This is a genomic window from Calothrix sp. CCY 0018, assembly GCF_963920925.1.
Lineage (GTDB): Bacteria > Cyanobacteriota > Cyanobacteriia > Cyanobacteriales > Nostocaceae > Rivularia.
Genome location: NZ_CAWUDI010000021.1, coordinates 128,860 through 136,505 on the forward strand (window position 1 = coordinate 128,860; position 7,646 = coordinate 136,505).

The window sequence follows — 7,646 nt, forward strand, 5'->3', positions numbered from 1 at the left end:
GGAAACTCAAAGTAGCTTATTTATGGTGTAAATAATATAGAAGTAAATTTAACTCAGAATCCGTATATCATATATTATATTTTTAGAAGCAAAAAATAATACTTTTTTGAAACACTGTATTTTAGTTGGTATAAATTAAACAAAATTTTATGATTTATTTATTGGTCGGTTAAAACTTTCAAAACTAAGAAGCAAATTCAAAAGTAAAAACTAAAAAGTAAAATAAAAAATATATTTATGGAATCTCAAGAATCTAGCTTATCGCTCGATAAATATTGGCAAGTCCTTAAACGTCGCTGGGTACCCGGATTAGCGGCGTTTTTCCCAGTTTTTCTGCTCTCGTTATTGTCTTCTTCTTTAAAAAAGCCTACCTATGTTGCTGAAGGTACGTTACAGTTTCAAAGAACAAACGTGACTTCTTCTTTGACGGGATTCGGAACTGACATTGGAAAGTTGGAATCTGTAGCTCAAGACAATACATCTAGTCCCCTACAAACGGAAGCTGAAATCATACGTTCGGTTCCAGTTGTGCAGAAGACTATCAAACAACTTAATCTTCAAGGTAAAGATGGAACTCTTCTAGACTATGAAGACTTTCTGGAAAATTTAACTGTAAGTGATATCAAGAAAACGGACGTTTTACAAGTTAGCTATAAAGATTCAGAACCTCGAAAAGCTGCAAAAGTAGTTAATACTTTAATGGCAGCTTATTTAGAACATAACGTATCCTCTCATAGAAAAGCCGCCACATCAGCTAGGCAATTTATAGAAAAGCAACTTCCCAAAGCAGAAGCAGTTGTAAGTAAAGCAGAAGCCGAACTAGCCAACTTTAAAGAAAAGAATAAGGTATATGCTTTGCAAGAAGAAGCCAGTCAATCAATACAAGCATTAGGTAATTTGCAAAACCAAGTTGGTGACATAAAAACTAAATTAGCCGATGCCAACGCTCGCAGCCAGCAAATTCGCAACCAGCTTAATGTTACCACCCAACAAGCGCTAAACGTGACTTCTTTGAATCAGGCTGCTGGGGTGCAGGATGTTCTTAGAGAAGTGCAGCTCTTAGAGTCGCAGTTAGCATCAAGACGTACAGTTCTCACCAATACCCATCCAGAAATCATCGCCTTAGAAAATAAATATAGTGCTTTAAAAAGATTGCTGCAAGATAGAATTCGTCAATCTGTAGGAACCAACGGACAACAATTTGATGGCAGATTACAAGAAGGAGAATTAAAACAACAGCTTGCAGGGGAATTAGTAAATTTAGAATCTACTTCTTTAGGTTTAACAAATCAACTTGGAGTTTTATCGGAGTTGCAAACAGCTTATAAGCAAAGGCTGGAAAGTCTACCGAAACTAGAGCAACAACAGCGCGAGTTAGAACGCAAAGTAGAGGCAGCACAGTCAACTTATTCGCTGTTGTTGAAAAAATTACAAGAAACTCGCATTGCTGAAAATCAGAACATTGGTAATGCTAGTGAGGTTTCTGAAGCTTTAGTTCCTCAAGAGCCTGTTTCTTCTCCATTAATTAATTATCTTTCAGCCAGCTTGCTGGGAATGTTGGTTTCGCTGGCAACGATGTATCTTTTGGAATCGCAAGATAAATCCATCAAGACTATAGAAGAAGCCAAGGAATTAACTGGACTGACTTTATTAGGTGTGATTCCCGACTTTAGCAAGCCGAAAAAGTCTATTCTAAGCAAACAAGATTCAGAACCCGCATATCCCACATTGATGGTGCGTGACGCTCCCCGCTCCCCTATCAGTGAAGCTTTCCGAATGCTGCGAGCTAACTTGAAATTTATGAGTGCGGATAAAGAATTAAAAGTTATTGTTGTTACCAGTTCCGTACCTCAAGAAGGTAAATCCACTGTAGCCGCTAACTTAGCTACTTCGATGGCGCAAATGGAGCGCAAGGTATTATTAATAGATGGAGATTTACACCGTCCATCCCAGCATCATATATGGGAACTGCCCAACGCCCAAGGTTTGAGCAACGTGATTGTGGGACAGGTAGAGGTGATGGCAGCCATCAAGAAAGGGATGGATAATTTAGACGTATTGACTTGCGGTGCAGTACCTCCTTCCCCCGCATCCTTGTTAGATTCCAAGCGCATGGCTTCATTAATTGAGAGTTTTAGGTCATATTACGACTACGTAATTATTGATGCACCTTCATTAAACCTTGCCGCAGACGCTGCAACTTTAGGGCAAATGGCTGACGGGGTGTTATTAGTATTACGTCCAGGAGTAGTAGATTCTGTGAATGCTGCTTTTGCTTGTGAAATGTTAGAAAAATCTGGTCAAAACGTATTAGGACAGGTAGTTAACGGAGTCGTGCCCAACAACGATCGTCATATCAATTACTACTATAAAGAAGAATACCCGGAAGAAAAGATTACAACAATTGATGCAGTGAAGGTTTAAGAATTGGGGATTGGGAAAGATAATTTTAGTACTCCACCACATTAGACATCTCCGGAAATGAAAAATACCCCTCTCCAAACCTCTCCCCCACTGGGAGAGAGGCTTAAAAAACCCCCATTCCCTCATAGGGAAGGGGGGTAGGGGGGCTCGCGGTTTGCGTGTAATTTGAAACCATAGAAATGTTTTCCGGAGATGTCTATTAATTCTGTGGGGTTATGAGCGCTCGATTAAAAAAAACCGCAGAGGCGCAGATTACGCAGAGGAAAAGATAAAGAGAGATAAGTAATTATAGAGCCGGAAGAAAGTAATTTCTTACCCAGAGCGTTAATTAATTGAAAAAAAGGGGAATTCTATATATAGAAACTTTCAAAACTGAAAAATGTTAAAAAAATCTCTATTGCAAATTTTCATTTTACCTTTAGCATTCTTGATCTCTAATCATGGTGTGGCAAGGGCTTTACCTGGGCAACCTATGGAAGATGTGGAAACTTGGATTAAAGCACATCCTACATTAACCCCTCGCAGCGGCGAACGCTTTTTGGTGACGAAAACCGATACCGCAGCGCAAAGATTCAGTTTCCAAGCGATGGTTTCAGCACCAGGTAGATTAACTTTTTCCAACAACCGCAGTCAAAGTCGCACCGAGCGCATCTCTATGTATGATGCAATAAACGGTATGAGTGTAGATAGATTGAAGGAGTCTTTACGAAGAATTTATGGCTTAGATATTTATCAAGATTTTAGGGAAGCTAATGTGATTTATGAATATCCCAATCAAAGCGCAATTAATGAAGCCCGTTTTGCAAAAACTCCTATTAGAGAAGCTTTGAAAGGTGAATTACGTGTAGGTTCGCGTTATGCTTATTGGGTAGAAGTTGCACAAGCTAAAAACGGTAAAGCTTTTACCGGGCAAATGACGGTTTTTCTTAAATCCGATCTTGATAAGTTAGAAGAAGAATTACGAAATCGTTAATTAGTTGTTAGTTGTTAGTGGAAATATTTGTTGGTAGTAAGGGCTTAAGCCTAGGCTGTTGACTCTGTACCTTTTTAGAGCTTAAAAATTCATGCAAAAAACGTGTTGGTGTTTAAGATAATGCCCTCTCCCCCTTCCCCTCTCCCAAGCTTGGGAGAGGGGTGCCCTTCAGGGCGGGGTGAGGGAAAAAGATTATGGTTGTTACCAGCATAAAAATTGTATGAACTTTAAGCGCAAAAATCCTATCAAAGTCAACACCCTAGCTTAAGCCCTTCAATCTAAGGAGGCGCATTCTTTACTTTCAACCTATATAACTGATGTGGCGAGGTATTATTGACAGCGAAACGCTTTCCCTACTAATAGGAAATATTGTCAACTAACAACTAACTATTGATGAATATTATGCCATTCACCAGAAAAAATACTTTCGGTGGCGTTTGCTATTCTTAATAAATCTTCTTTTAGCATTGGGGGCCAATCTACACCAGCTTTTAACCCTGCTGCAAATAATTGTTGAGTTTTTATAGTTAATAAATATAAAGCATAAATAAGTTTTCTCTCAAGGGTATTAGAATCTTTAAGAGCTTCAAATACTACTTTTAATGCTAGTAAAATTGAGGTAATTTGTCCGGGAATTGGCGGTTTCCCTTGTCGCATTCGGCTTAGCAACGCATCTGAGTTTTCTTCGGTTGCTATAGTTTGGTTTAAAAGTAATTGATGGGCGGTTTCGTAATTCATTACTGAGCGCGTATGGTAGATATTAGATGCAGGCAAACCAACACTATAGCAAAGTTGCGCTAAGGAGTTAGAAGCTAGAAGTTGGAAGTTAGAAATTTAACATTTGAAATAAATTAATTCTGTATTCGCAATAAAACTTCAGCTAAAAAACTCAATTTAGCAGTGACTTGAACAAATATTTAAGTGTGAATGTATTGATTTTATGCTACTAATCCCGATCGCAATGCTCTAACTGCTGCTTGGGTGCGATCATCAGCACAAAGTTTGTTAAGAATATTGCGAACGTGGGTTTTTACGGTACCAACTGTGATATATAACTGCTCGGCAATTTCTCCATTGCTTTTTCCCGCTACAATTAATTCAAGGATTTCTAATTCTCTTTGAGTTAAAGGATAGGTTTCTAAAACTTGCTCGTATTCGCTAGAAAGCGCTTCGATTTTTACAGTCTTAGCCTGTACGGATTTTTGGTTGTCCGAGATTTCCTGTCTTATCTGCTGTAATACTACATTGGCGATCGCCGGATCTATCCAAGAGTTGCCGGAGTAAGTTGCATGAATTGCTTCGGTAAGCTTATCAATGCTTGTATCTTTCATGTAATATGAATCAGCCCCTGCTGCGAAAGCTGCAAGTACGGTATCATCCGTATGATTCATTGTCAAAACAAGGATTTTTGTAGAAGTATCTCCTGTACGACTTTGATATTCTCTAAACTTACGAGTGAGTTCAATACCATCAATATCTGGTAAGCCAATGTCTACAAGTGCTACATCTGGCTTCATACTTTCTAAAATTTTCAACCCTCTACTACCATTTGCTGCTTCTCCTATTACCTGTAATTCGCTGCTTGTCTGTAATGCAGTTTTTATCCCCATCCTGGTTAAATCATGGTCTTCAATTAAAACAATACTAATTTCACTCATGACTACGCTCATATTCTTTATTTTTCAATATATCTCAAAAAGGTTCTTTAAGGTAATCGCTTTTTTCTTTGCGTCTAAATTGCATCTGAAGTTAAAGCTAAAGATAGATTTTATGAGGTCAACAATATATCTATCGATATAAATGATCCTAAAGATTTTATTTAATCTTTCGATACAGTTGGAAACATGGCTTAAAATATATGTCAATATTCTAACTATAATTTTACTACGATTTTTAAGATTTATCTAAGCTATTTATTTATAAAATAATTTTATTTTATTGTAAATTGCTAAGAGTAATTTCAATGATGATTAGAATTGAGAGTAGCAAAGTATTAATTAATAAAAATAATTTGTAAGTTTGATTCAGGACTTACGCAACCGCAACGATAAATTAACTATTTCAGCCGTTTAGATCCCCCCAACCCCCCTTAGAAAGGGGGGCTTTGCGTAAGTCCTATGATTATTATTTTATGAGTTTTTATTAGTTGAAAACGACTATAAAATTATTTTGAAGATAAAGCGATTGCACTTGCTGCAAGAACCAATTATTTGAGTTAAATTCATAACTTTTTAAGAAATCCTCTTAAACAGTTTTGCTCGCGTCATCATCTATCTAAGTTAATAGATTTTTTTGCATAAGTCATGCCAATCAGATATATTTATCCTGAATAATTTCATACTAAAGACTGACGACGAACAAAAATATGGTTGCATAAAATAAATATGTAGTTAATTATAAAGTATCACTCTTAACATTTAATTTATTTTTAAATATCTTATTTTATTGTTTAGTTATATATATAGTTCGTATTTTTTTTTAAGTTAACGGCACAAAATTTATACTTTATCGTCAAGTTTTGTATGTATCTAAATAAACTAAGATACATCGATCTACGAATAAATAGTGAGGTATGATGATTAGATTCGATAGAAGATAGCGAGATCAATACTGGTTGACAATACAATGTCCGATCAAATTCAAAATGAATGAATGATTTTTACTATCTTGTTATAGCGATTGAATAAAACAATACAAAATAAACTTATTAAACAAGTTTATACTATAAATATTCACATTAAATTATTAAATAAAACATTAGTGCATATGAACCATTAACTATTAAAAATAATTATTTAATATAATCAAATACTAGTATTATATAATAAGTTAAATAATAAAATATAGTCTTTTAAATAGGTGTTAAAAAAATATTATAACTTTAATTAACTAAAAATATATTTACTAAGTAATATCTGATAGCCTAAGCAGAAATTGAGGCGAAACAGCAATGGATAAAAAGTTAAAGGTTCTAATTATTGAAAATGACGAAGTAGATAGGATGACATACTGTCATGCTTTGAATAAATATGGTCGAAATAAAAAAGAGCTACAGGTAGTTGAAAGTAAAAAAGCTATCGATACTTTTAAGAACAATTCCTATGATTTTGTATTTCTAGGTAATTGTACATCTAATGCTGAAGCCATAAAATTATTAAAACAAATACATAATGGGAAAAATCTGGTTCCGATATTAGTTCTTATTGAAAAAAGTGATGAAGGCAAAGCCGAAGAATTTATTAAAGCTGGGGCTACAGATTATATTTACAAATCGCTATTGTCACCAGAAGTTTTAGATTTAGCGCTACGGAATGCGATGCGAATCTACCAAATACAAGCACAATTAGCTGAACTTCATCTCGAAGTTCAACAAAAAAATACATTACTTTTTAATCAAAATCAACAAATCGAACAGCAAAAACAACAGATAAAAATACAAAATCTTAAATTAACTGAAGTATTACAGTTAAAATCGCAATTTTTGGCAACTATATCTCACGAATTACGGACTCCCATGAATGCAATTATTGGGTTTTCTCAATTATTGCTACGTCCAAAGTGCGGTATAATCTCTAAACAGCAAAAGGATATGGTCGAACGTATCCTTAATAATGGTAAGAATTTATTGATGCTGGTAAATGAAGTTTTAGATTATTCCAAGCTACAAGCAGGAAAGCTAGATTTAAAGCCAGAAGTATTTGATGTTGCGAAACTGGTAAAAATTACCGTTGCCCAAATGCATTCTTTAGCAGATGCAAAAAAATTGCCCATCAAAGTTGACATCAGCTTACAAAATCCTATTTTATATAATGATTCGCTGCGCGTGCGAGAGATTTTAAATAAGCTGCTTTCAAATGCAATTAAATTTACCCATAGTGGGAGCATTCAGCTAAAAATAACCGAGAATTCCGGCAATATCGTTGAATTAACAGTTGAAGATACCGGAATTGGAATTGCTGATGATAAAATACGACATATTTTTGAACCTTTCAGGCAGCTTGACGGCGGAACCAATCGTAAATTTGAGGGTACGGGTTTGGGGTTATCTACAGTTCAAGCATTGGTAGATATGATGAACGGTCAAATTACTGTTGAAAGTGAATTAGGAAAAGGTGCTAGTTTTCGGATAAAATTACCACGGCAAGTATCATCTGTTTCAAATCGAGAAATTGCCCGAGCAAATCTTGATTTTTCATCTAAGTGCGACTTGTTTTGACTAGGAGCCTCTAGAAAATAGAGGGGTATGAGT

5 protein-coding genes are annotated in these 7,646 nt (G+C 35.5%); 3 read left to right on the forward strand and 2 right to left on the reverse strand.

Annotated elements, in window-relative coordinates:
* Positions 1–237: 237 nt before the first annotated feature.
* Together ACM03V_RS16820 and ACM03V_RS16825 are read left to right on the forward strand one after the other, a co-directional pair.
* A complete protein-coding gene (locus ACM03V_RS16820; RefSeq protein WP_414621944.1) occupies positions 238–2,424 on the forward strand; it encodes a GumC family protein in 2,187 nt (728 codons plus the stop codon).
* 379 nt (positions 2,425–2,803) lie between these two features.
* The gene (locus tag ACM03V_RS16825) at positions 2,804–3,397 is read left to right on the forward strand and encodes a hypothetical protein (protein WP_414621945.1); all 594 of its coding nucleotides are present in this window, start codon (positions 2,804–2,806) and stop codon (positions 3,395–3,397) included.
* Positions 3,398–3,784: 387 nt separating this feature from the next.
* Here the strand turns inward: ACM03V_RS16825 and ACM03V_RS16830 are convergent, their stop codons facing one another.
* Together ACM03V_RS16830 and ACM03V_RS16835 are read right to left on the reverse strand one after the other, a co-directional pair.
* The gene (locus ACM03V_RS16830) at positions 3,785–4,135 is read right to left on the reverse strand and encodes a Dethiobiotin synthetase (RefSeq protein WP_414621946.1); all 351 of its coding nucleotides are present in this window, start codon (positions 4,133–4,135) and stop codon (positions 3,785–3,787) included.
* 200 nt (positions 4,136–4,335) lie between these two features.
* The gene (locus ACM03V_RS16835) at positions 4,336–5,055 is read right to left on the reverse strand and encodes a response regulator (protein WP_414621949.1); all 720 of its coding nucleotides are present in this window, start codon (positions 5,053–5,055) and stop codon (positions 4,336–4,338) included.
* A gap of 1,292 nt (positions 5,056–6,347) precedes the next feature.
* On the opposite strand from ACM03V_RS16835, the gene ACM03V_RS16840 reads away from it, so the two are divergent.
* Positions 6,348–7,613, forward strand: a complete 1,266-nt coding sequence (locus tag ACM03V_RS16840; RefSeq protein ID WP_414621947.1) for an ATP-binding protein — start codon at positions 6,348–6,350, stop codon at positions 7,611–7,613.
* The last annotated feature ends 33 nt before the right edge of the window (positions 7,614–7,646 follow it).